Here is a 20,510-nt window from a genome sequence, read left to right on the forward strand (position 1 = left end):
GCCTGACACTCTTCCGCAGGCTGGCCGGGTCGGGGGGCCGAACGCGGAGGTTCAGCCGGTCACCGCGCCGGCTCTGGTGCGACGGCCCGCCAGTCCAGGTGGTGCCGGTAGAGGTGTCGCACGACAATCCAGCTGACCGAGAACGGGATGGCCCCCATCGCCACGACTCCCAGGACGTCGGAGCCGACCACGTCGAAGACCGCCCCCACGTCGCCGAACAGTTGCGCGACGGTCTGGAAGGCGACGTGGAAGCCGATGCCCGCCCAGATGTCGCCGGTCGCGGTCCGGAAGGCGCCCAGCAGGAGCGCGAAGACGAAGAAGAGCGCGAGCCGGTCGACGGACCGGGCGGCCCCGACGAGGAACCCGAACAGTGTGAACAGCACGGCCTGCCCAACGGCGGCCTGCCACGCCGGCAGCCGGGTGGCGAGGTTGCGCTGCAGTTAGCCCCGGAAGATCAGCTCCTCCGGCAGCGCCTCCTTGAGGAACACGAGCACCACCAGCAACGCCGTCACGCGCCACACGTCGCCGACGGACGTCCGCACGCTGATCTCGACCCAACCGAGGCCGAGGCAGAGCACGAACCCCACCCCGGCGGGGACCAGCCAGCAGGCCATGCCGAGCAGCAGATGCCGCCAGCCCTCGCGCAGCGGCGGCAGTCCGAGGCCGGCCCACGGGCGTCGGTCCAGGAGGCGACGGGCGACAACCACCAGGGGTACGGCGAGGACCGTGGTGAGAACGGCCCCGACGGCGTGAGTGGGTCGGTCGTAGTCGCTGCCGAGCAGGGCCTTCACTGACAGCCACACCAGCACGGCGCCGGCGGACACGACGAGGATCCGCCAGGGCAGGGCGAGACGAGGTCCAACGCTCACCACGCGCAGCGTAGCCAGCGGCGTCCACGGCGAGCGTGAGGCCCGACACTCCGGTCGTAGGGCAGGATCGGTCAGGTGGGCGTGCAGCAGTCGGAGCCGTTTCGGCGGCCGACACCGCAGGAGGTGGCGGCGGCCGCGGGTCGGGGCCTGCCGGACGTGATCGGGCCCGGCCTGCGGGTGCTGTTCTGCGGCTTCAACCCGGGCCTCTACTCCGCCGCCGTGGGGCTGCCCTTCGCCCGCAAGGGCAGCCGGTTCTGGCCGGCCCTGCACGGTGCCGGCTTCACGGACCGGCAACTGCACCCGTGGGAGCACGACGAGTTGCTGCGCCATGGCCTGGGCATCACCAGCCTGAGCAACCGGGCCACCGCCCGCGCCGACGAGCTGACCTCGGCGGAGTTGGTGGCCGGGGTGACCGGGTTGGCGGTGAAGGCCGAGCGGTACCGGCCGCGGTGGGTGGCCGTCCTCGGAGTGACCGCGTACCGGATCGCCTTCGTCAGGCCCGGCGCCGGGCTCGGCCCGCAGCCGCAGCGGCTGGGTCCGGCCCGGGTCTGGGTGCTGCCGAACCCGAGTGGCCTGAACGCGCACTTCCCGTTGCCGGCCTTGACGGCCGAGTTCGCCCGGCTGCGCCAGGAGGCCTAGGCGCGTTCGGTGGCGACGAGGTCCTGGTAGTACGGCTGCATGGCCGGGTGGTAGTCGTCGAAGTCGGGGCGGGGGGAGCCGTCGCGGGAGGCGACGAGCATGTCCAGGTAGTACTCCCAGCCGGCGCCCGTCTCGGCGATGCCCTCCACGCTCGTGAGGTGCTGCACGAACCGCAGCTCGGTGCTGCCGTCGGCCTCGGTCAGCGTCAGCTCCAACAGCCAGGTGCCGTAGCTGTCGATCATCGACACGGCGAGATGCCGCTGCGCTTCGCAGGCGTCGATCCGGACGTCGCACCAGGGCTGCTGCTCCTCGTACGCCATCTGGACCCGGATGGTGCGCCCGGGGGCCGCGTCGCCCTCCCAGGGGCCGAACCAGCGGGCGGTGCGCTCCGACTCGGTCAGGCTGGCCCAGACGTCCGCCGCCGGGGCGCGGAACGTGCGGGTCAGGACGAGGTCGTGACCGGTGGCGGTGCGGAACAGGCGTCCGGCGGGTGTGCGGGTCATGCCGTGTGCTCCCTTCGGTGTCCCGCCGGGCCGCGGCTGCGGCGCTCTCGGCGGGTGCGGTAGACCTCGGTCTCCAACGCGTCGAGGTGCCGTTCCCACCGGTCGGTGCCGGCCAGGCCGGCGAGCCAGCCGACCAGCGGCGCGAGTGGGCCCGGGTCCAGGTGGTAGATCCGTCGCCGGCCGACCAGCTCGTCGCGGACCAGCCCGCTCTCGCGCAGCACCCGAAGGTGGCGGCTGATGGCGGGCCGGCTGATCACGAACCGCTGGGCGATGTCGCCGGCCGACAGGGGTTCGTCGCGCAGCATGGTCAGGATGTGCCGTCGCACCGGGTCCGCGATCGCGGTGACCACCTCGTCCACCGATGAAGCGTAACCTATGAGTTACATCTCGGCGATGTCGGTGCGTCGATGGTGGGCACATGATCACTTGACCTGGCACTCTGTAAGGCATGGCCGCCCTCCTTCGCTCCCGCCTGACCGACTGGACGTTTGTCGTACCCGTGCTCGCCGTCCTGATATTGATGGTCACCTGGGGTCGGAGCCTGCCGGGGCCGGTCATCGTGGTGGTCGCGCTGCTGCTCGGTGGCGCGGTGCTCGCGGCCGTGCACCACGCGGAGGTGGTCGCCCACCGGGTGGGGGAGCCGTACGGGTCCCTGGTGCTCGCCGTCGCGGTCACCGTGATCGAGGTGGCCCTGATCGTCACGCTCATGATCAGCGGCCCGGAGAAGACCCAGTCACTCGCCCGCGACACCGTCTTCGCCGCCGTCATGATCACCTGTAACGGAATACTGGGCCTGTCCCTGCTACTCGGGGCGCTGCGCCGCCGCGTCGCGGTGTTCAACCCGGAGGGCACCGGCGGTGCGTTGGCCACCGTGATCACCCTGGCCACCCTGAGCCTGGTCATTCCGAGCTTCACCACCGCCCGCCCCGGCCCGGAGTTCAGCCCGGCCCAACTCGTCTTCGCCGCCGTGGCGTCGCTGGCCCTGTACGGGCTCTTCGTGCTCGTACAGACCGGCCGGCACCGCGACTACTTCCTGCCGGTCGACAGCCGGGGCAAGGTCATCGAGACCGAGGAACACGCCAAGCCACCCACGACCCGCGCGGCGATGGTCAGCCTGGCCCTGCTGCTGGTGGCGCTGGTCGCGGTGGTCGGCGACGCCAAGACGGTCTCCCCGACCATCGAGGCCGGGGTCGCGGCGGCGAACCTGCCGCACGCGTTCGTCGGCGTCATCATCGCCCTGCTGGTGCTCCTGCCGGAGACCCTCGCCGCCGCCCGCGCCGCCCGCCGCGACCGCGTCCAGACCAGCCTGAACCTCGCTCTCGGCTCCGCTATGGCCAGCATCGGCCTGACCATTCCGGCCATCGCGATCGCCTCGATCTGGCTGGACGGCCCGCTGCTTCTCGGCCTCGGCGGCACCCAGCTCACGCTGCTCGCGCTGACCGCCGTGACCGCTGTGCTGACCGTCGTGCCGGGCCGGGCCAACGTGCTGCAGGGTGGCGTACACCTGGTGCTGATGGCCGCCTTCGTCTTCCTGGCCGCCAGCCCGTGACCCGCACCGCCCGCCGGGTCAGCCGGCGGGCGGCGGGTCGCCGAGGCGCTCCGCGCGGGCGTACAGGTAGCGCTGCTGCGCCAGGTTCGTCGACCGGGCCGCCGCCGTGCGGTACGCCTCCCGTGCCGCGGCCCGCTCACCGACCATCTCCAACAGGTGGGCGCGAGCGGCCGGGAGTCGGGGGTCGCCGGCCAACCGCGCGTCGCCGGCCAGCTCGGCCAGCCGCGCCAACCCGTCCGACGGGCCGCGACTCATCGCCACCGCCACCGCGTGGTTGAGCGCCACCACCGGGTTGTCCGACATGCCCAGCAGCACCTCGTACAGGGCGGTGATCTGCGCCCAGTCGGTGTCCCGCGCACCGGCTGCCTCGTCGTGCACGGCGGCGATGGCGGCCTGCACCTGGTACGCCCCGACCGCCCCGCGCGGCAGCGCCCTGGTGATCAGCTCGGTCCCCTCGGCGATCTGGTCGGCCCGCCACCGGGAACGGTCCTGCTCGGCCATCGGCACCAACTCGCCGTGCGGGCCGATCCGCGCCGGAGCGCGGGCATCGGTGAGCAGCATCAACGCCAGCAGGCCGGTGACCTCGGGATCCTCCGGTAACAGCCGGTGCACCAGGCGGGTCAGCCGGATCGCCTCGGCGGTCAGGTCGGCGCGCAGCAACCCCGGGCCGGCCGTGCGCGCGTACCCCTCGGTGAAGACCAGGTAGAGCACGTGCAGCACGGCGGCGAGCCGGTCGGCCCGCTCCTCGTCGGTGGGCGGCGCGAACCGCAGCCCGCTCTCGCGGATCCGTTGTTTGCCCCGGCTGATCCGCCGGGTCATCGTCGCCTCCGGCACCAGGAACGCGCGGGCCACCTCGGCGGTGGTCAACCCGCCCACCGCGCGCAACGTGAGCGCGATCTGCGACGCCGGCGACAGCGCCGGATGGCAGCACAGGAAGAGCAGGATGAGCGTGTCGTCCTCGCCCGCCGGCGGTCGATCCGCCGCCGGAGCGCGCCACTGCTCCGGGAGCACCCACCGCGCCACGGTGTCCTCGCGGCGCATCCGGGCCTGCTCCCGGCGCAGCAGGTCGGTCAGCCGGCGGGACGCGACGGTGATCAACCAGCCGCGTGGGTTCTCCGGTACGCCGTCGCGCGGCCAGGCCTCGGCCGCGGCGATCAGCGCCTCCTGCACCGCGTCCTCGGCGGTGTCGAAGTGCCCGTAGCGGCGGACCAGCGCGCCGAGGACCCGCGGCGCGAACTCGCGCAGCAGGTCCTCGACCCGTGTCTCGGGCACCCGTCAGCCGCCCAGGTCCTCGATGCCGTCCAGCACCGGCCGCACGTCGACGTAACCACCCGGGGCGTCCGGGTCGACCAGGCCGGCGGCGATCTCGGTGGCCCGGTCGAAGCTCGCGCACTCCACGATCGTGTAACCGGCCAGGACCTCCTGCGTCTCCGGGTACGGGCCGTCGGTGACCACCGGCGCGCCCTCGCGTACCTGCACCCGTCGGGCGTGCACCGGCTCGCTCAGGCCCTGGGCGTCGACCAGTTCCCCGGACTCGGCCAGCGCCTGGTGGAAGGTCTCCATGTGCGTGTGCATCGCCGCGATCTGCTCGGCGGACATGGCGGGACGGTCGGTCGCCCGCCCGGACAGCACGTCGTAGTCCTGCTGTGAGCCGTAGAGCAAAATCATGTACTTCACGTCGCCGCTCCTTCTGTCCGCCGGGCGCCCTCCGACGCCTCCGGAGGGAACGTCGAAGCAGCGCCCCCACCCCGGACACACCCCACCCCACCTGATCGGTCGATCGTGAAGTTGTCGCCGCGACACGCCGAGCGGCGTCACCACAACCTCATGATCAGCCGGGGGTGGTGGGGTGGTGGGTGGGCGTTAGGTTGGCGGCATGACGACGGTGTGGGCGGTGGTGGGGGTCTTCGTCCTCGTGGCGGTCGCGGCGATCGGGGTCGTGCTGCGGCGGGGGCGGTCGGCGGTCGACGGCGACCGTGCGGCCGGGCGGGACGCCCGCGTCCGGCAGCAGCGGTACGAGGCCGAGCGGCACGGCGACCAGGGCGACACGTGGCAGCGCGGTCGGGAGTCCAGCGGCTGAGGCCCGGCCGGAGGGTGAACCGTTCGGCCGGCGCGCACGTGAAACCGGTGACGGGCGTGACGGTCGTGTCGTCGGGGTACTGCTCAGCGAGAGCGGCGATGTCTGGGAGGCACAGTGGGGGCACGGTCAGGACGCGGCGCCCGAGGCACCGTGGCGGCCCTGCTGGCCGCCGCCCTGGTGTCGCTGGCCTGCGCGGGCGGCGGGCTGGCCGAGCCGGAGGGCGAGCGTCCGGCACCACAGCAGTCGCAGGCGTCACCCGGGCCGGGCACCACCCGGGCCGACAGCACCACGAGCGTCGCGGAGTTCGAGCAGGACGTCGCCGACGCCCAGGCGATCGCCGAGCGCTACTGGGCAGCCCAGTTCAAGGCGTCCGGTCAGCGGTTCCAACCAGTCCGGCGGATCACCCCCTACCAGCGGGAGGGCGAGGTGTCCTGCGGCGGTGAGCCGCTGCCCCGCAACAACGCGGTCTACTGCTCGCGGGGCGACTTCATCGCCTACGACGTCCGCTGGTCGGTGGCGGCGTTCCGCCAGGTCGGTGACGCGTTCGTGTTCTACCTGCTCGGGCACGAGTACGCGCACGCCATCCAGGCGCGGCTCGGCATCAACAACAGCTTCACCATCCAGCAGGAGTTGCAGGCCGACTGCATGGCCGGCGCGTACCTCGGCGACTCGGTGCGCTCCGGTGCCCTGACCCTGGCCGACGGTGACCTGGACGAGTTCCGGGAAGGGTTGGCGGCGGTCGGCGACGACCCCGACCAGCCGTGGTTCGCCGAAGGTTCGCACGGCACCGCCGAGCAGCGCACCGAATCGTTCTTCCGCGGGTACGAGCGGTCGCTGGAGGCGTGCGACCTGGGCTGAGCGGGTTGCCCGGATCACGTCGGTGGCCATCGCGGCTGTGGGCGGTGGCGGGCCCTGGCAGGATCGCCCGTGTCGGCCACGACCCTGGAGGATCCGCTGAACAGCCATCACCCCGCCGCCGTGCTCTTCGACATGGACGGCACGTTGGTCGACAGCGAGAAGCTGTGGGACATCGCATTGCAGGAACTCGCCCGGGAGTACGGCGGGGACCTCTCCGTCGAGGCCCGCCAGTCGATCATCGGCACCGCCATGGCCGAGTCGATGCGCATCCTGCACGACGACCTGGGGCAGCCCGAACGGGACCCGGAGATCAGCGCGGCCTGGATCAACGCCCGGATCCTGGAGCTGTTCCGCACCGGTCTGCCCTGGCAGCCGGGCGCGTTCGAGCTGCTGCGCGCGGTCCGCGCGGCGCGAATCCCCACCGCGCTGGTCACCTCCAGCCCCCGGGCGCTCGTCGAGATCGCCCTGGACACCCTCGGCCGGGACAACTTCGACACCGTGGTCGCCGGCGACGAGGTGGTCGCGGCCAAGCCGCACCCCGAGCCGTACCTGACCGCGGCCCGGCGACTGGGTGTGCCGATCGAGCGGTGTGTGGCGATCGAGGACTCACCGACCGGCGTGGCCAGCGCGCTCGCCTCGGGCGCGGCGGTGCTGGCCGTACCGGCGGAGGTGGCGCTCGCCAGCACTGTCGGCGTACACCAGGTGGATAGCCTCACCGGCGTGGACCTGGACCTGCTCGCGGCGCTGCTCGCCGACCGGGCGGCAGCCTGACGGACGCGAATGGGGGCCCCGCGCTGCGGGACCCCCATCGGCGTCGGTGCGTCAGTCGTGGGCGATGGCGCCCAGGACGTTGATCCGTGCCGCCCGGATGGCCGGAACCACAGCGGCCACCACACCGATGATCGCGGCGAGACCGAGGAAGACACCCATCTGCCCCCAGGGCAGGATCAGGTCGGTGATGCCCTCGTCCTTGAGTGCCTCGACCACCGCGGCGCCGAGGCCGGTGCCGACCGCCACGCCCAGCAACGCGCCGAACACCGAGATCACCACCGCCTCCACGGTGATCATGGCCATGGTCTGCGACCGGCGTAGACCGATGGCGCGCAGCAGCCCCAACTCGCGGGTCCGTTCCAGGATCGACAGCGCCAGGGTGTTGATGATGCCCAGCACGGCGATCACGATGGCCAGCGCCAACAGGATCTGGATCATCGTGAGCAGCCCGTCGAGCTGACCGGTCTGCTGCTTGATGAACGCGTCCCGGTCGGCCACCGACACCTCGGGGCTGTCCGCCAGAAGCGTCTCCACCCGCGGCAGAACGTCGTCCACCCGCGCGCCCGGGGCCAACTGAATGAACCCCTGGAAGGGCTGCGGGATCGCGAAGTCCTTCGCCGCCGTCACCGGCAGCATCACCGGGTTCAACAGCTGCCCGGACTCGTAGATGCCGCTGATCGTGTACGTCCGCGTCTCGCCGCGGGTCAACTGCACGTTCACCGTCGAGCCCACCGACCAGCCCCGCGAGTCGGCGGTGTCCGAACTGGCCAGCATCTGCGTCGGCCCGAGCCGGTCGATGTCACCGGCGACGGGCTTGGCGCTGAAGATCTGCCGCAGCGACGCGATGTCGCTGCTCGCCCCGACCCAGGTGGTCTTGCCGTCGATCTGGCTCATGTCGCCGTACTCGCCGTCGACCATCTGCACACCGGGCAGGGTCTTGGCCTGGTCCAACACCGCCGGGTCGAAGCTCGGCGGGCGCGGCCCGCCCTGCGCCCCGGCGATCACCAGCTCGGCCTTGACGCTGTCCTGGGCCAGGGCGCTGATGCTGCCCTTGGCCGAGTCGAGGATCACCGTGATACCGGTGACCAGCGCGATGCCGACCATCAGCGCCGCCGCGGTGATCGCGGTCCGGCGCGGGTTGCGCCCCGAGTTGAGCCGGCCCAGCTTGCCCGGCAACGACCAGGAGAAGATCCCGCCGAGCAGGCTCACCACCGGCCGGCTGATCAGCGGGGTCAGCAGCGCCACGCCGATGAACGCGAACAGCACCCCACCGAGGATGGTGGTCAGCGTCTGACCACCGGCGTTGCCGCTGAGCCCGAGGAACAGCAGCACCGCGCCGATGGCGGTGACCAGCGACCCGGCCACGGTGACCTTGGTCAACGGCCGGTCCGGGGTGGCCACGTCCTGCATCGCCGCGATCGGCGGGATCCGCGCCGCCCGCAGCGCCGGCAACAGCGCCGCCACCACAGTGATGACCAGGCCGACAGAGAACGCCCCGATCACCGCCGCCGCCGGCACGCCGATCCCGGCGAGGGTGAGCCCACCGGCCAGACTGCCGAACAGGTACGCCAGCAACGCGCCCACGCCGATGCCGGCGGCCAGACCGAGCACCGAGGCGATCAACCCGACCGCGATGGCCTCCAGCACCACCGACCCGATGATCTGCCGGCCGCTGGCGCCGATGGCGCGCATCAGCGCCAACTCGCGGGTGCGCTGGGCCACGATGATCGAGAACGTGTTGAGGATCAGGAAGGTGCCCACCAGCAGGGCCACCGCCGCGAAGCCGAGCAGGATCTTGTTGAAGAAGGACAGACCCTCCTTCAGGCTGGCCGCGGCGTCCGAGGCGACCTGCTCGCCCGTCTTCACCTCGAAGCCCGCGCCGAGGGTGCGGGCCACGTCGTCGCGCAGCTTCTCGTCGGAGACCCCGTCGGCGGCGGTCACGGTGATGCTGCTGTAGACGTCCGGCTCGCCCAGCATCAGCCGCTGCGCCACCGGCGTGGTGAAGAAGACCTCGTTCACGCCGCCGATCGAGTCCCGGTCACCGCTGTAGCCGGCAATGCCGACCAGTGTGAAGTCCCGCCTCTTCGACTCGAACGCGGTGAGCACGCCGACCTTCTGGCCGACCTGCACCTTCGCCGTGGTGGCCAGCGCCTTGTTGAGGACGATCTCGTCCTCGGCCTGCGGCGCGCGCCCCTCGCGCAGCCGCAGCAGGTCACTCTCCCCGGTCCAGTTCTCGCCCAACTGCGGCGGACCGAACGAGGTGACCACCTTGCCGTTGCTGCCGATCACCCGGGCGCCGTCGGCGTTGACGACGCCCGTCGCCGAGGCGGCCCCCGGAACCTGCTTCACCCGGTCCACCACGGCGGCCGGCAGTGGCGCGGCGGTCTGCTCGCCCTCCAACTCGCTCAGCTCGACCTTCGGCTTCGCCGCGACGTTCACGTCGATCTCGGAGAAGCCGTCGGCGAAGACCGAGTCGAACGAGCGGCCCAACGTGTCGGTGAGGACGAAGGCGCCGGAGACGAACATGACCCCGAGCACCACCGCCAGCCCGGACAGGATCAACCGGACCTTGCGGGCCAGCAGACTCTTCAGTGTCGCGCGGAACATCAGTTGCCCACCTCGGCCGGCGTGTCCAGCTTCTTCATGGTGTCCAGCACCGTCTCGGCGGTCGGCTCGATCAGCTCCGAGACGATCTCGCCGTCGGCGAGGAAGACCACCCGGTCGGCGTACGCGGCGGCGGTCGGGTCGTGGGTCACCATCACGATCGTCTGACCGTGCTCGCGGACGGAGTTGCGCAGGAAGTTGAGCACCTCCGCGCCGGAGCGCGAGTCCAGGTTGCCGGTCGGCTCGTCCGCGAAGATCACCTCGGGGCGGGAGACCAGCGCCCGCGCACACGCCACCCGCTGCTGCTGCCCGCCGGAGAGCTGCGCCGGCCGGTGGTCCAACCGGTCCCGCAGACCGACCGTCTCGATCACCGTGTCGTACCAGGCCTGGTCCGGCTTACGCCCGGCGATCGACAGCGGCAGCAGGATGTTCTCCTTCGCGGTCAGGGTGGGCAGCAGGTTGAACTGCTGGAAGATGAAACCCACCTTGTCGCGGCGCAGCTTCGTCAGCCCCGCGTCGCCGAGCCCGGTGACCGTCGTCTCGCCGATCGACACCGTGCCCCGGGTCACCGCGTCCAGGCCCGCCAGGCAGTGCATCAGCGTCGACTTGCCGGAACCCGACGGCCCCATGATCGCGGTGAACTGGCCGCGTTCGAACTCCGCGCTGACCCCCCGCAGCGCGATGACCTGCGCCTCGCCGCTGCCGTACACCTTCCACACGTCGTTCGCCCGGGCCGCGGCCTGCGCCTGCTGGCCTACCGTCGCGGTCACGTCATCTACCTCTTCCGTCTGTCCGAAATTCACGCCGCCCCCCGATGGTCCGGCGCGACTGTTCCATCATCGGCGCTGCTCACGCCCGTACCGTCCGCCCACGGGTTGACCCGGTGCGGATTTCCCAATGCGGGTGCACCCCGATGCCGCATCAGGGTTGCCCCTGACCCGATGGTCGGTCGTGCGTGTTTCCGACCCTGCCCCCTCACGTCACAGGAGGGTCAACCTCGCCAGACCGTCTCCGGTCACGGTAGGTGACGGCGGCAACGCCGGCCGTCCCCCCATGGAGGGATCTTCGTGTACGCCGGGTGAGGTACCCGGGCCGGTGGAGCTACGCCCGGGGGCGGACCAGACCCGACTCGTACGCCAGCACCACCGCCTGCACCCGGTCGCGCAGGCGCAGCTTGGTCAGCACGTGCCCGACGTGGGTCTTGATGGTGGTCTCGCTGACCGACAGCACCGCGGCGATCTCGGCGTTGGACAGCCCTCGCGCGACCTGCACCAGCACCTCACGTTCCCGGTCGGTGAGCGCGTCGAGGGCTGCCGCGGGCGTCGCCGCCGGGTCGGGCAGCAGTGCGGCGAACCGGTCCAGCAGCCGCCGCAGGATCCGGGGCGCCACCACCGCGTCGCCGCCCGCGATGGTGCGGATCGCCGAGATCAACTCTTCGGCCGGCACGTCCTTGGCCAGGAACCCGCTGGCGCCCGCGCGCAACGCGCCCACCACGTACTCGTCCAGGTCGAAGGTGGTCAACACCAGCACCCGCACCGGCAGGCGCGCGTCGACGATCGCCCGGGTCGCGGCCACCCCGTCCATCCGCGGCATCCGGATGTCCATCAGGACCACGTCGGGTAGCAGCCGGCGGGACAACTCCACCGCCTCCACGCCGTCCCCGGCCTCCGCCACCACGTCCAGGTCGCCCTCGGCGCCCAGCACCATCCGGAACCCGGTACGCAGCAGCGGCTGGTCGTCGGCGAGCAGGATGCGCACCGGCCGCGCCGGGGCCACCCGATCGGTCATCACGTCTCCTGTCCCGCCGACGTCGTGCTGCCGCACCGGTCATCCTCGCGTACACCGGCCGGTGCGTCGCGGATCACCGTAGAGCGCGGCCCGTCGCGTTGTCCCGATCGCAGCGGCACCGCCGATGTCGGGTCGGCGCGGGGGAGAGCAGCGTCGTGTCGGGGACCACCATGCCGGTGGGAGGACGCCCACCCGCCGTCGACCGGCCCGCGCGGCGGCCGGGGTGCGGTGTGCGCGGCGGCGACTGGCCCGCGAGCCGGCGGCGGTCCGGGACGGCGGCGGTCCGCGGCGGTCCCGGACGGCGGCGGTCCGCGGCGGTCCGGGGCGGCGGCCCGGGGCGGTTCGCGCCGCTGACGTCAGCGCGCCGCGGTGCGGGCGGTCACTCGTCGGCGCCGGGCGCCACCGGAGCGGACCGGGAGTCGCGCAGCGGGTCGGCGGTCGCCGCCGCGACCGGGAACGGCGGCGGGGTGCCGCCGAAGGTGGGACACAGGGACTGGTGGCTGCACCAGTCGCAGAGCCGACTCGGCCGGGGGCGGAAATCCTGCCGGGCGGTCGCCTGCTCGATCGCCCGCCACAGGGCGACGACGGTGCGCTCGAAGCGGACCAGCTCGTCGGCGTCCGGCGTGTAGTCCAGCACCTCGGCGTCGCGCAGGTAGAGCAGCCGCAGCACCCGGGGCACCACCCCCCGGGTGCGCCACAGCACGAGGGCGTAGAACTTCAGCTGGAACAGCGCCCGCGCCTCGAACGCCTCCCGTGGCGCGCCGCCGGTCTTGTAGTCGACCACTCGCAGTGCCCCGTCCGGCGCGACGTCGAGCCGGTCCAGGTAGCCCCGGATGAGCAGCTCCTCGTCGACCACCGCCGAGATCAGGCTCTCCCGCTCGGCCGGCTCCAGCCGGGTCGGGTCCTCCACCGCGAAGTAACCCTCCAGCAGCCCGGCGGCCGAGCGGAGGAACTCCGCCGGGTCGGTCGGCTCCGCCCCCTCGAACAGCTCGGCCAGCTCCGGCTGCTCGGTGACCAGCCGATCCCACTGGGGGGCCACCAGATCGCCGGCCGCAGCCGGCGTGCGCCCCTGCGCGGGCAGGTCGAACAGCCGCTCCAGCACCGCGTGCACCAACGTGCCCCGGGCCTGCTCCATGGTGGTGCGCTCGGGCAGCCGGTCGATGCTGCGGAACCGGTAGAGCAACGGGCAGGTCTTGAAATCCGCCGCCCGCGACGGCGACAGCGAGGCCCGCACCGTCGGCGGCGCCTGCGCCGGGGAGGAGGGCTGGGTGGTGGTGACCGGTTCCGCCGTCATGTCCGCAAAGGTTAGGGCACCGGTATGACACCTACCGCCGCCCGCCCCGCACAGCGACGGTCCGTAGCATCGTGCCGATGGAGCGACGAACCCGGCCACCACGCCGACCCGACCGCCGGCTCGGCCTCAACGTCGGCCGGGTGTTCGGGGTGCCGCTGCACCTCAACGGCTCCATGGTCCTGCTCGCGGTGATCATCGCCGTCCTGTACGCCGAGTTCGCCGCCCGTCAGCTGGACCTGCCGCAGATCAGCGGCTATCTGATCGGCTTTGGCTTCGTGGTGTCCCTGCTCGGCTCGGTGCTGCTGCACGAGCTGGGGCACGCCCTCACCGCCCGTCGCTACGGCATCGGTGTGCGCGGGATCACCCTGGAACTGCTCGGCGGCTACACCGAGATGGACCGGGACGCCCCGTCACCCCGCGTCGACCTGCTGGTGTCACTGGCCGGCCCGGCGGTCTCCGCGGTGCTCGGCGTCCTCGCGGTCGCGGCCACCCTCGCCCTGCCACCGGGGACCGTGGTCCACCAGCTCGCCTTCCAGCTCGCGGTCAGCAACGTCATCGTCGCGCTGTTCAACAGCCTGCCCGGGCTGCCGCTCGACGGCGGCCGGGCGCTGCGCGCCGCGGTGTGGGGGCTGACCCGCGACCGCCACCTCGGCACCGAGGTCGCCGGCTGGGCGGGGCGCGTCGTCGCCGTCGGCACCACGATCGTGGTTGTGGTGCTCACCGTCGCCGACTACCTCGCGCCCCTGGCGTTGCCGCTGATGCTGCTGGTCGCCGTCACCCTCTGGCGCGGCGCCGGGCAGTCGATCCGGGCCGCCCGGGTCAGCCGCCGGTTCCCCCTCATCGACCTGTCCCGGCTGGCCCGTCCGGTCTGGCCGGTGACCACCGGCACGCCGCTGGCCGAGGCGCAGCGCCGACGCGCCGACGGGGGGCAACCCCACGCCGCCCTGCTGGTCACCGACTCGGCGGGCCGGCCGGCGGCCCTGGTCGACCCGGTCGCCGCCGAGGCGGTGCCGGTCGAGCGCCGGCCGTGGCTGGCGGTCGACGCCGTCGCCCGACCGCTGGGCACGATCCCCACCCTGACGCTCGGCTGGGACGGCGAGCGGGTGATGGAGGCCGTACAGACCCACCCGGGCGCGCAGTACGTGGTGACGTCAGGCGAAGATGTCGTCGGCATTCTGTACATCGCGGACCTCGCGCAGCTCCTCGAACCCAACCGGAAGATGACACAGTGACCGCAACTCCCTCCACCGTCCCGGCCACCCCGGCGCTGACACCCGTGCACCGAGGGCCCTTCCGGCCCGGCGACCGGGTCCAGCTGACCGACCCCAAGGGGCGGATGCACACCGTGACGCTGGAGCCGGGCAAGGAGTTCCACACCCACCGCGGCATCCTGGCGCACGACACGCTGATCGGGCTGCCCGACGGCAGCGTGGTGACCACCGCCGGTGGCGGCACCGCCTTCCTGGCCCTGCGGCCGCTCCTGTCCGACTACGTGCTGTCCATGCCGCGCGGCGCCCAGGTCATCTACCCGAAGGACTCCGCCCAGATCGTCGCGATGGGCGACATCTTCCCCGGCGCGAAGGTCCTCGAAGCCGGCGCCGGCTCCGGCGCGCTGAGCTGCTCCCTGCTGCGCGCCGTCGGCACCGAGGGCGAACTGCACTCGTTCGAGGTGCGCGACGACTTCGCCCAGATCGCCAAGCGCAACGTCGAAGCCTTCTTCAACGGACCGCACCCGTCGTGGCACCTGCACGTCGGTGACGTCGCGCAGTGCCAGGAGACCGGGTTCGACCGGATCATCCTGGACATGCTGACCCCCTGGGAGACCCTCGACATGGTGGAGCGGGCGTTGGTGCCCGGCGGGGTGTTCATCGGCTACGTCGCCACCACACCGCAGCTCTCCGAGCTGGTCGAGGCGTTGCGCGAGCGCGGCGGCTGGACCGAGCCGCGGGCCTGGGAGTCGCTGGTGCGCGACTGGCACGCCGAGGGCCTCGCCGTCCGTCCGGACCACCGGATGATCGCGCACACCGCGTTCCTGGTGTCCGCGCGCAAGCTGGCCCCGGGGGTGACGGCGCCGCCGCGCCGCCGCAAGCCCAGCAAGGGCACCGAGGCGTACGCCCAGCGCCGCCAGGATCTGCGCGCGGCGGAGGCGGCCCGGCAGGCCGCGGCCGCCCAGGCGGCCGGCGCGCTTCCCGACGGTTCGGGGGAGATGGACAGGCCGTGACCAGAAAGCTGGGCGTCGGCAGCGGCGAGCAGGGGGAGGCGCCGGCATGAGCCGACCGGGCTACGGCGGCGGTGACCTCCCCGCGGTCTTTCCCGACTGGTCGCCCTACCAGGACCTCGAGTCCGCGGCCCGCGCCTACCTGCGCGACCCGGACGTCGCCCTGGAGGCGCTCGGCGGTGTGCTGCGTGGCGCGTCGGTGCTCGGCTTCACGCTGGAACGCTTCGTCAACGAGGTCAACGGCGTGTGGCAGGAGGTCGTCGTCTGTGACGGCAGCCGGCTGATCCTCTGGCACGGCGAGGACGTGCCGCCGGAGGAGGGTCCGCCGGGCTCGATGACGTCGTCGCTGCGGGTGGTGCCGGTCTCCACCATCACCGAGGTCGGCTGTCGACGGCGGCTCAACCGGTCCGACAGCGGCGAGATCCGGGTCGACAGCATCGACGTCTACCTGCTGCTGACCTCACTCGACGAGGCGCCGCCGAGCGAGGAGATGGCCGGCACGCCACGACACGACGCGCTGCGCTTCGGCAAGACCCTCGACGACGGCGGTGCCGGGCAGATCGCCCGGTTGGAGGAATTCGCGCGGCTGGTCGCCTCGGTGGTCGGCCGTCCGATGCTCTGAGGCGTACCCCTTTCGGGGCCCCGGCCGGGCCCGCGCGGCCCGGCCGGTGTGGTCGGTCAGTCGTCCTCGGCGTCCGGGCCGGCGACCTCGACACCGTCGCCGCGCACCACGTGGATGCAGTCGCCCGGGCACTCCTTCGCGGAGTCGATCACTTCGAGCCGCAGGTGGGCGGGCACGTCGACCCGGCTGCCCGGCGCCAACAGCAGTTCACCGTCGGCGCGCTTGACGTACGCCAGGCCGTCGACGTCGAACTCGAAGACCTCCGGCGCGTACTGCACGCAGAGACCGTCGCCTGTGCAGAGATCCTGGTCCACCCAGACCTGCAGCTGATCGGTCGCGACCTCGGCCACGAGTGCACCCCCCATGTTCTCCCGTCCTACGCTCCGACGGTACCCGAACGCCGGTAACGGCCCGTCAGGCCACCCTTGGCGATCAAGGTTCGGTGACGAGGGTGTTGCGTGGGACCGAATCGGCCTCATAGCGGCTAGTGTTAGGGCAGAACGTTCAAGCCCCCCGGGGAGGTGGGACGTGGCAGCACGCAGCGACGACGCGGACTCGCGCGCCGCACGGTGGGAGAAGGAAGCCCACGATCTCTCCACGCAGGTCGCGTTCCTTCAGGAGGAACTCGCTCTGGTGCGGCGTAAGTTGACCGAAAGCCCCCGACACGTCCGGCAGCTCGAAGAGCGGCTGGCGGCCACCCAGGCACAGTTGGCGCGGCTGACCGAGAACAACGACCGGCTGGTGAGCACCCTCAAGGAGGCTCGCACGCAGATCGTCACGCTCAAGGAGGAGATCGACCGCCTCGCGCAACCGCCGAGTGGTTACGGCGTCTTCCTCGCCAAGCACGACGACGGCACGGTGGACGTCTTCACCGGCGGCCGCAAGCTACGGGTCGCGGTCTCGCCCTCACTGGAGGTGGGCGACCTGCGCCGTGGCCAGGAGGTCCTGCTCAACGACGCGCTCAACATCGTCGACGCGTTCGGCTATGAGCGGGTCGGTGAGGTCGTGATGCTCAAGGAGATCCTGGAGGGGCCAAACGGCGGGCCGGGTGACCGGGCGCTGGTGGTCTCCCACTCCGACGAGGAACGCATCGTGCACCTCGCCGAGACCCTCATCGGTTCGGCGATCCGAGCCGGCGACTCGCTCATGATCGAGCCCCGCTCGGCGTACGCGTACGAGCGGATCCCGAAGAGCGAGGTCGAGGAGCTGGTCCTGGAGGAGGTGCCCGACGTCGACTACGGCGACATCGGTGGCCTCCAGTCGCAGATCGAGCAGATCCGCGACGCGGTGGAGTTGCCGTTCCTGCACGCGGACCTGTTCCGTGAGCACCAGCTCCGCCCGCCCAAGGGCATCCTGCTGTACGGCCCGCCCGGCTGTGGCAAGACGCTCATCGCCAAGGCGGTGGCCAACTCGTTGGCCAAGAAGATCGCCGAGCGGCAGGGCAAGGAGAAGCACACCAGCTTCTTCCTCAACATCAAGGGCCCCGAGCTGCTCAACAAGTACGTCGGCGAGACCGAGCGGCACATCCGGCTGATCTTCCAGCGGGCACGGGAGAAGGCCGGCGAGGGCACGCCGGTGATCGTGTTCTTCGACGAGATGGACTCGATCTTCCGGACCCGCGGCTCCGGTGTCTCCTCCGACGTGGAGAACACCATCGTCCCGCAGCTGCTCAGCGAGATCGACGGCGTGGAGGGCCTGGAGAACGTCATCGTCATCGGCGCCTCCAACCGGGAAGACATGATCGACCCGGCGATCCTGCGCCCCGGTCGGCTCGACGTGAAGATCAAGATCGAGCGACCGGACGCCGAAGCGGCCAAGGACATCTTCTCGAAGTACATCCTCTCCGGGCTGCCGCTGCACCCGGACGACCTGACCGAGCACGGGGCCGACCCCCAGGCCACCGTCGCGGCCATGATCGACGCGGTGGTGCTGCGGATGTACTCCGAAACCGAGGAGAACCGCTTCCTTGAGGTCACCTACGCCAACGGTGACAAGGAAGTCCTCTACTTCAAGGACTTCAACTCCGGCGCGATGATCCAGAACATCGTCGACCGGAGCAAGAAGATGGCCATCAAGGAGTTCCTCACCTCCGGTCGCAAGGGGCTGCGACTGCAGCACCTGCTCGACGCCTGCGTCGACGAGTTCCGCGAGAACGAGGACCTCCCCAACACCACCAACCCCGACGACTGGGCCCGCATCTCCGGCAAGAAGGGCGAGCGGATCGTCTACATCCGCACGCTCGTCTCCGGTGGCAAGGGCACCGAGGCCGGTCGGTCCATCGAGACCGCCAGCAACACCGGCCAGTACCTCTGACCGTCCAGCGGCGGCACCGGATCCCGTCCGGTGCCGCCGCTGTCCGTGCCCGCCACCACCCGACCGGCGGCGCCCTCGCCGACACCCCTTACGGCTAGACTGCGGCGACTTCGCCGATCTACCGAACGAGGACAACCGTGCGTGCCGACATCACCGCGCAACTACCAGCAGTGCAAGGCCGCACGGAAGATCCGGAACCGGTAACCACCACGCCGCCCGCCCGACGCCCCGGCATCGGCCTGATCCTCGGTGCGGTGCTCGCCAGTTGGCTCGTCCCCGTCGCCGCGACCGCCGTCCACGCCGCGTGGCTGCTGCCCCCGATCGTCCTGCTCGCAACGGCCAGTCTGCTGCGCTCCGGCCGGGCCCTGCTCGACCGGATCATGCTCGCCCTGGCCCTGCTCGGCGGCCTCACCTGCGCCGTCGGCCTTCTCTTCAGCGTCTGGCCCTGGGGCCTGCACCCGGTCCCGGTCACCGGCCTGGCGTTCACCGTGCTGACGGTGGCCGCCGTGCTGTCCCGGCGCGCCCCCCGACTGCCCCGCCCCGGCTGGTCCGACCTGGTCTCCCTCGCCGCAGCAGCCCTCGCCGCCGGCTACCTCGCCACCCCCTACCTGCGGGCCGACACCTTCGGTCAACGACTCAGCCTCGCGATGGTCGGCGAGGACAACGGCCGCCACCCGGCACTGTTCGACGTGATCGGCCGCCTCGGCGGCTACCTCTTCGTCGACCCCGACGCCGCCCGCGAGCAGATCTTCTCCGGCCTCGTGCACTACCCGCAGGGCTGGCACTTCACCAGCGCGCTGCTCGACGGCTTCCTGCGCAGCGCCGGCGATCCGCCCACCGGGGCGCGACTCATGGACCACTACGTGCTCTGGTGCCTCGCCACCTTCGGGCTCCTGGTGCTCACGCTGGTCTGGGCCGCCCAGCACGTCGCCGGCCCCCTGCACCCGCTGCGCCGACTCGTCCTCATCATCGGTGTGACAGCGCTCGTCCTCGGCGCCGAACTGCCCCGGCTGCTGGTCGCCGGCTACCCCAGCGAGGCGTTCGGGCTCAGCCTCGCCGTGGTCCTCGTCGCCCTCGTCGTCCGCCCCCTGCACCGGCTCCGCGAACAACTCATCCTCGTCGGGGCGCTGCTGATCGGCATCGGCTTCAGCTACTACCTCTTCCTCTTCCCGACCGGCGCCATGGTGCTCTGCTGGTTGATCGCCGACCGGCGCCGACTGCGTACCCGCCCCGGCACCGTCGCCGTCGTCGCCGTCCTCACCGCCGCCCTGGCCCCGCTGGTCGCCGTGATCGGCGTCCTCGTCGCCGGCCAGAGCGAGGCGCTCGCCGCCCCCGGCGGCACACCACCGGTCGAGACCTACAACACCATGCTCGGGCTCGGCGCGCTCGTCCTCGCCGCCGTCCTGGTCCGGACCAACCTCGCCGACACCACCTGGCGGCGCTACCTCGTGGCCCTGGCCGTCGCGCTGTTCTTCTCCGCCAGCATGGCTGCCGTCAACATCGCCAACGGCACCCAGCCCGCCTACTACTTCGGCAAGACCGCGCACCTGGTCATCGTCGTGCTCACCATCGGCGCGGCCGCGCTCGCCCGACTGCTCCCGGTGCCACCCGACCCGAGCACCGACGGTGAACCGCGCCGCCGCCCCGTCGCCGGCGCCATTCCCGCCGTCGGCACCGCGGCCCTCGTCACGCTCGCGCTGCTGGCCGGCACCGGCCTGATCGGCTGGACCGGCGGCTACTTCCACCGCAACGGCGGCAACGGCACCTGGGCCAAGGACTGGGCCGGCCGGGACGTGCGGGCGGTCTCCCGCACCGCGTCGGTCACCAACATCGCCTACCGGAACTACCCGGCGATCCCCGGCACCGTCACCCTGGTCCTCGACAAGCAGGGCCTGCAGGGCTACCGGGAGTCGATCTTCCTGTCCGCCATGCAGGGGACCAGCGGCCAGACCGAACCCGGCATCTACTTCCGGATCTACGACGAGCCCGCCCGGACCGCCGAGATCCTGCGCCGCGTACCCCGTCCGCTGCGCCTCATCGTCGCCGACCCGGCCGCCCAGAAGGCCATCGACGGCGCGCTCACCGCCGACCCGGCCCTGCGCGACGGCCTCACCGTGGTACCGCTCAAGCCCTAGGACGTCTGTCCGGGCCCCTGGCCGGCCTGCGGCGCGCCAGACGACGGCCGGCGGCGTTGGCGATGGGCGTGGATACCACACCGGTATCCACGCCCATCTCCGCTTGCCGGACCGCCGCTTGGACTCCGCCTCGGCTCGACCGAGGACTTTGACACACGCCCCAGCCGCGCCGCGCCGACCCACAGGGTCGCGCGGCGCGCCATCGCGCAGACTAGTCTCGATGGTGTGAGCGGCGGGCACGCCGGCTCCGTGGGCGAGCGAAGCGAG

The 20,510-nt window shown here is 72.0% G+C and carries 21 protein-coding genes; 10 read left to right on the plus strand and 11 right to left on the minus strand.

What is annotated here, in order from left to right:
- Positions 1 to 59 precede the first annotated feature (59 nt).
- Together O7631_RS21765 and O7631_RS21770 are read right to left on the minus strand one after the other, a co-directional pair.
- Complete coding sequence (locus O7631_RS21765) at positions 60 to 440, minus strand: CPBP family glutamic-type intramembrane protease (RefSeq protein ID WP_347403542.1); 381 nt, start codon at positions 438 to 440, stop codon at positions 60 to 62.
- A complete protein-coding gene (locus O7631_RS21770) occupies positions 441 to 869 on the minus strand; it encodes a hypothetical protein (RefSeq protein WP_278145927.1) in 429 nt (142 codons plus the stop codon).
- Positions 870 to 944: 75 nt separating this feature from the next.
- Between O7631_RS21770 and mug the strand changes: the two genes are divergently transcribed.
- Positions 945 to 1,508, plus strand: coding sequence for a G/U mismatch-specific DNA glycosylase (gene mug / locus O7631_RS21775; RefSeq protein ID WP_278145928.1), 564 nt, complete (start codon positions 945 to 947; stop codon positions 1,506 to 1,508).
- On the opposite strand, the gene O7631_RS21780 is transcribed toward mug, so the two are convergent.
- Complete coding sequence (locus O7631_RS21780; RefSeq protein WP_278145929.1) at positions 1,505 to 2,011, minus strand: SRPBCC family protein; 507 nt, start codon at positions 2,009 to 2,011, stop codon at positions 1,505 to 1,507. The two genes, mug and O7631_RS21780, sit on opposite strands and share 4 nt — an antisense overlap.
- Positions 2,008 to 2,370: a metalloregulator ArsR/SmtB family transcription factor gene (locus tag O7631_RS21785; RefSeq protein ID WP_278145930.1), complete on the minus strand. Its 363-nt coding sequence runs from the start codon at positions 2,368 to 2,370 to the stop codon at positions 2,008 to 2,010. The genes O7631_RS21780 and O7631_RS21785 overlap by 4 nt, the downstream gene beginning before the upstream one ends.
- 89 nt (positions 2,371 to 2,459) lie before the next feature.
- On the opposite strand from O7631_RS21785, the gene O7631_RS21790 reads away from it, so the two are divergent.
- Entirely contained in the window at positions 2,460 to 3,560 is a 1,101-nt protein-coding gene (locus O7631_RS21790) for an ionic transporter y4hA (protein WP_278145931.1), read from the plus strand.
- A gap of 18 nt (positions 3,561 to 3,578) precedes the next feature.
- Here the strand turns inward: O7631_RS21790 and O7631_RS21795 are convergent, their stop codons facing one another.
- Positions 3,579 to 4,832, minus strand: coding sequence for a sigma-70 family RNA polymerase sigma factor (locus O7631_RS21795; RefSeq protein ID WP_278145932.1), 1,254 nt, complete (start codon positions 4,830 to 4,832; stop codon positions 3,579 to 3,581).
- 3 nt (positions 4,833 to 4,835) lie between these two features.
- A complete protein-coding gene (locus tag O7631_RS21800) occupies positions 4,836 to 5,228 on the minus strand; it encodes a YciI family protein (RefSeq protein ID WP_278147989.1) in 393 nt (130 codons plus the stop codon).
- A gap of 208 nt (positions 5,229 to 5,436) precedes the next feature.
- Between O7631_RS21800 and O7631_RS21805 the strand changes: the two genes are divergently transcribed.
- The 3 genes from O7631_RS21805 (at position 5,437) to O7631_RS21815 (ending at position 7,269) form a co-directional block, all read left to right on the plus strand.
- Positions 5,437 to 5,640, plus strand: coding sequence for a hypothetical protein (locus O7631_RS21805; protein ID WP_278145933.1), 204 nt, complete (start codon positions 5,437 to 5,439; stop codon positions 5,638 to 5,640).
- Positions 5,641 to 5,754: 114 nt separating this feature from the next.
- A complete protein-coding gene (locus O7631_RS21810) occupies positions 5,755 to 6,498 on the plus strand; it encodes a neutral zinc metallopeptidase (protein ID WP_278145934.1) in 744 nt (247 codons plus the stop codon).
- 120 nt (positions 6,499 to 6,618) lie between these two features.
- A complete protein-coding gene (locus O7631_RS21815) occupies positions 6,619 to 7,269 on the plus strand; it encodes an HAD family phosphatase (RefSeq protein ID WP_278147990.1) in 651 nt (216 codons plus the stop codon).
- 51 nt (positions 7,270 to 7,320) lie between these two features.
- Here O7631_RS21815 and O7631_RS21820 read toward each other — a convergent pair whose 3' ends face one another.
- The 4 genes from O7631_RS21820 to O7631_RS21835 form a co-directional block, all read right to left on the minus strand.
- Complete coding sequence (locus O7631_RS21820; protein WP_278145935.1) at positions 7,321 to 9,876, minus strand: ABC transporter permease; 2,556 nt, start codon at positions 9,874 to 9,876, stop codon at positions 7,321 to 7,323.
- Positions 9,876 to 10,643, minus strand: a complete 768-nt coding sequence (locus tag O7631_RS21825; RefSeq protein ID WP_269678770.1) for an ABC transporter ATP-binding protein — start codon at positions 10,641 to 10,643, stop codon at positions 9,876 to 9,878. Before O7631_RS21825 ends, O7631_RS21820 begins: the two co-directional genes overlap by 1 nt.
- A gap of 331 nt (positions 10,644 to 10,974) precedes the next feature.
- Entirely contained in the window at positions 10,975 to 11,661 is a 687-nt protein-coding gene (locus tag O7631_RS21830) for a response regulator transcription factor (RefSeq protein ID WP_278145936.1), read from the minus strand.
- A 379-nt stretch (positions 11,662 to 12,040) separates the two neighbouring features.
- Positions 12,041 to 12,955 (minus strand): RecB family exonuclease, encoded by a 915-nt coding sequence (locus O7631_RS21835; protein WP_278145937.1) that lies wholly within the window; start codon positions 12,953 to 12,955, stop codon positions 12,041 to 12,043.
- A 77-nt stretch (positions 12,956 to 13,032) separates the two neighbouring features.
- Here O7631_RS21835 and O7631_RS21840 point away from each other — a divergent pair, with 77 nt between their 5' ends.
- The 3 genes from O7631_RS21840 to O7631_RS21850 are packed head-to-tail and all read left to right on the plus strand — an operon-like array spanning position 13,033 to position 15,795.
- Positions 13,033 to 14,187: a site-2 protease family protein gene (locus O7631_RS21840; RefSeq protein WP_278145938.1), complete on the plus strand. Its 1,155-nt coding sequence runs from the start codon at positions 13,033 to 13,035 to the stop codon at positions 14,185 to 14,187.
- Positions 14,184 to 15,176 carry a tRNA (adenine-N1)-methyltransferase gene (locus tag O7631_RS21845; protein ID WP_278145939.1) on the plus strand — a complete coding sequence of 331 codons (993 nt, stop codon included), beginning with the start codon at positions 14,184 to 14,186 and terminating at the stop codon, positions 15,174 to 15,176. The genes O7631_RS21840 and O7631_RS21845 overlap by 4 nt, the downstream gene beginning before the upstream one ends.
- 46 nt (positions 15,177 to 15,222) lie before the next feature.
- The gene (locus O7631_RS21850; RefSeq protein ID WP_088989673.1) at positions 15,223 to 15,795 is read left to right on the plus strand and encodes a hypothetical protein; all 573 of its coding nucleotides are present in this window, start codon (positions 15,223 to 15,225) and stop codon (positions 15,793 to 15,795) included.
- A gap of 56 nt (positions 15,796 to 15,851) precedes the next feature.
- Here O7631_RS21850 and O7631_RS21855 read toward each other — a convergent pair whose 3' ends face one another.
- A complete protein-coding gene (locus O7631_RS21855; protein WP_269678774.1) occupies positions 15,852 to 16,145 on the minus strand; it encodes a ferredoxin in 294 nt (97 codons plus the stop codon).
- A gap of 178 nt (positions 16,146 to 16,323) precedes the next feature.
- On the opposite strand from O7631_RS21855, the gene arc reads away from it, so the two are divergent.
- Both arc and O7631_RS21865 read left to right on the plus strand, forming a co-directional pair.
- Positions 16,324 to 18,108, plus strand: coding sequence for a proteasome ATPase (gene arc, locus O7631_RS21860; RefSeq protein WP_269678775.1), 1,785 nt, complete (start codon positions 16,324 to 16,326; stop codon positions 18,106 to 18,108).
- Positions 18,109 to 18,245: 137 nt separating this feature from the next.
- A complete protein-coding gene (locus tag O7631_RS21865) occupies positions 18,246 to 20,243 on the plus strand; it encodes a hypothetical protein (RefSeq protein ID WP_278145940.1) in 1,998 nt (665 codons plus the stop codon).
- Positions 20,244 to 20,510 lie beyond the last annotated feature (267 nt).

The sequence above is a fragment of the Micromonospora sp. WMMD967 genome, from assembly GCF_029626165.1.
GTDB lineage: Bacteria > Actinomycetota > Actinomycetes > Mycobacteriales > Micromonosporaceae > Micromonospora > Micromonospora taraxaci.